The organism is Desulfovibrio sp. 1188_IL3213, from assembly GCF_036763145.1.
Lineage (GTDB): Bacteria > Desulfobacterota > Desulfovibrionia > Desulfovibrionales > Desulfovibrionaceae > Desulfovibrio.
On the sequence record NZ_JBAIYR010000340.1, the window covers coordinates 1 to 2,500 of the forward strand.

The window sequence follows — 2,500 nt, forward strand, 5'->3', positions numbered from 1 at the left end:
CGGGTGCTCAAGGCCAGCGCCCACAGCGCCATTGCCCTGCTGCTCACAGACCCCGGCAGCCGCATTGCCGTCTTTTCGCAAGAAAGCCGCGCCCCCGGCATCCTGGCCGGGCAGGGAACCGGGCAACCTCTTGAAGTCAATTTTGTGCAACGCGCCACCAAGGTAAATGCGGGCGAAATACTCATCACGTCCGGCCTGGACGGCAAGTATCCCAAGGGCATTCCTGTTGCCAGGGTGCTCAGCGTGGCGCCGTCGGACTACACCCAGTTCATGGCGATCAAGGCCGAACCTCTGGTAGACCTGCACCACCTTGAAGAGGTGCTGCTGCTTGAACCCACCGGTGTGGCCCCTCCCCCGGATATGGGCGCGCCGCCCAAAGAAATTCACGGGCCGCCCACGCCCGGACGCCCCGCCCCATGATTGCCTTGCGCGACATCATCTGGTGGCTGTGTTTTCTGGCTGCGGCTGTGGGCATCCAGGCGTGGATACCGGGGCTGGACGTCATGACCGTGGGGCTGATCATTCTCTTGCAGGAGCGCGACTACAAAAACATGCTCTGGCTGCTGCCCCTCTTCATTCTGCTGCAAGAAGGCATGGGAACCCGCGTTTTCGGCGGCGTTATCGTGTGGTATATGGCCGTTATCGTGCTGTTCCGCATGGGGCGCTGGCTGTTTGAGGCAGAAAATTTTCTGTTCATTTTTTTGCTTTCGGCGTGCCTGGGCGCGGCGTATTTTGCCGTGGCCTGGCTCATGGCCCCCCTGCAGGACCTGCCCTTCAATTTTCAGGACACACTGGACAAAAGTCTGATCCAGGCCATATTTATTCCCTTTGCCTGGAAACTCCTGGTGGCGACCCGACACGGAAAGGCCCATGCTGCGGAAAATTAAAAAGAACAGCCTGTTGGGCGGCAAAGATAAAAACGCCCGCAAAGGCATACGCTCCTGGCTCAAAATCCAGGTAGAAGGCGAGCGCTACCAGCCTCCGCGTGGCGGGATCATCCTGCTGCAGATTCTGGTGGGCCTGCTGTTCTTCGTACTTGTGGTGCGCTTCTGGTATCTGCAGATGCACCGTGGCGCGGAATTCGCCCAGCAGGCGCAGAACAACCGCCTGCGCATCGAACGCATCTTCGCCCCGCGCGGGCGCATCATGGACGACAAGGGCAAGGTGCTGGCCGACAACCGCACAGCCTACGGCCTTTCCCTCGTGCGTGAAGACTGCCCGGACATACCGGCAACCCTGGCCCAGATCAGTGCGTGGTCGGGCGTTCCCCTGCCCCAGATCTGGGAAAAATTCCGGCAGGACAGGTTCAAGGTCAAATCCTTTGAACCCCTGCTCATGATCACGGACATTGATTTTGATCTGGTGGCGCGCATCGAGTCTGAAATTCATGCCTGGCCCGGCCTGGAAATTGTGGTGCGCACCAAGCGCAGCTATCCGGAAAAAGACCTGTTCGCCCACGTTCTCGGCTACGTGGCCGAAGCCAACGAGCAGGAAATGACCGCTGACAGCGCCCTGGCAATGGGCGACCTTGTGGGCAAGCAGGGCCTGGAACTGGAACTGGAAAAACAGTTGCGCGGGCGCAAGGGCCTGTATGACGTGGAAGTGGACGCCCATTCCCGCGTGCTGGGCAAATTTTTGCGTGAAGAGCCGCGCGGCGGCACGGAAATACGCCTTTCGCTGGACAGAGACCTTCAGGAAGCCGCCTGGAACGCCCTGGGCGGCGAGGCGGGCTGCGTGGTCGTTATGGAGCCGGATACGGGCAAACTGCGCGCGCTGGTCACATCCCCGGCCTACGACAACAATCTCTTCGCCGCGGGCATTTCCCAGCGCGACTGGGACGCGCTGCGCACCAACAGCCGCTTCCCCCTGCAAAACCGGGTCATTCAAAGCGTATACCCGCCCGGTTCCGTGTGGAAGCTGGTTATGGCGGCCATGCTGCTCGAGCGCGGCGTAAGCCCGCGCGAAAGCGTATTCTGCCCGGGTCAGGTCAAGCTGGGCAACCAGATATTCCGCTGCTGGAAACGCGGCGGCCACGGCTCGCAAGACATGCAGAGCGCGCTGGTCAATTCCTGCGACGTCTATTTCTACCAGATGGGCGAACGCATGGGCATTGACAAGATAGAGGAATTTGCCAAGGCTAGCGGCTTCGGACGCCCCACCGGCATTGACCTGCCGCACGAAAAATCCGGGCTTGTGCCTTCCAAGGAATGGAAAAAACGCCGCTTCGGACGCCCCTGGGTGCGCGGCGAAACGTACAACGTGTCCATCGGCCAGGGCTATACTCTTGTCACCCCGGTCCAGATGGCTGTTTTCGTGTCGGCCCTGCTCAACGGCGGCAACCTGCTCAAACCGCAGTTGCTGGACGATGCCCAGCGCGAGATCAAGGGCAACATTCCCGCCAAGGCCGCTACCCTCAATTTTGTGGTCGAGGCCATGCGCAAGACGGCCTCGGGCGGCACAGCGCGTGTGGTGGGCCGCAAGGACGCGGACATGGGCGGCA

3 protein-coding genes are annotated in these 2,500 nt (G+C 61.0%); all 3 read left to right on the forward strand.

Annotated features, from left to right (window positions below):
- Positions 1-420 (forward strand): rod shape-determining protein MreC (gene mreC, locus V6C16_RS11150; RefSeq protein ID WP_333543230.1); only part of this gene is annotated, 420 nt, incomplete at its 5' end.
- Entirely contained in the window at positions 417-887 is a 471-nt protein-coding gene (locus tag V6C16_RS11155; protein ID WP_333536667.1) for a hypothetical protein, read from the forward strand. The genes mreC and V6C16_RS11155, both read left to right, overlap by 4 nt.
- Positions 871-2,500: penicillin-binding protein 2 (gene mrdA, locus V6C16_RS11160; protein WP_333543231.1), on the forward strand; the 1,630-nt coding region annotated here is incomplete at its 3' end. The genes V6C16_RS11155 and mrdA, both read left to right, overlap by 17 nt.

What these genes read in the sequence shown, in the direction of transcription:
- V6C16_RS11155 (WP_333536667.1), top strand. Translation starts at nt 417, where the DNA reads ATGATTGCCTTGCGCGACATCATCTGGTGGCTGTGTTTTCTGGCTGCG.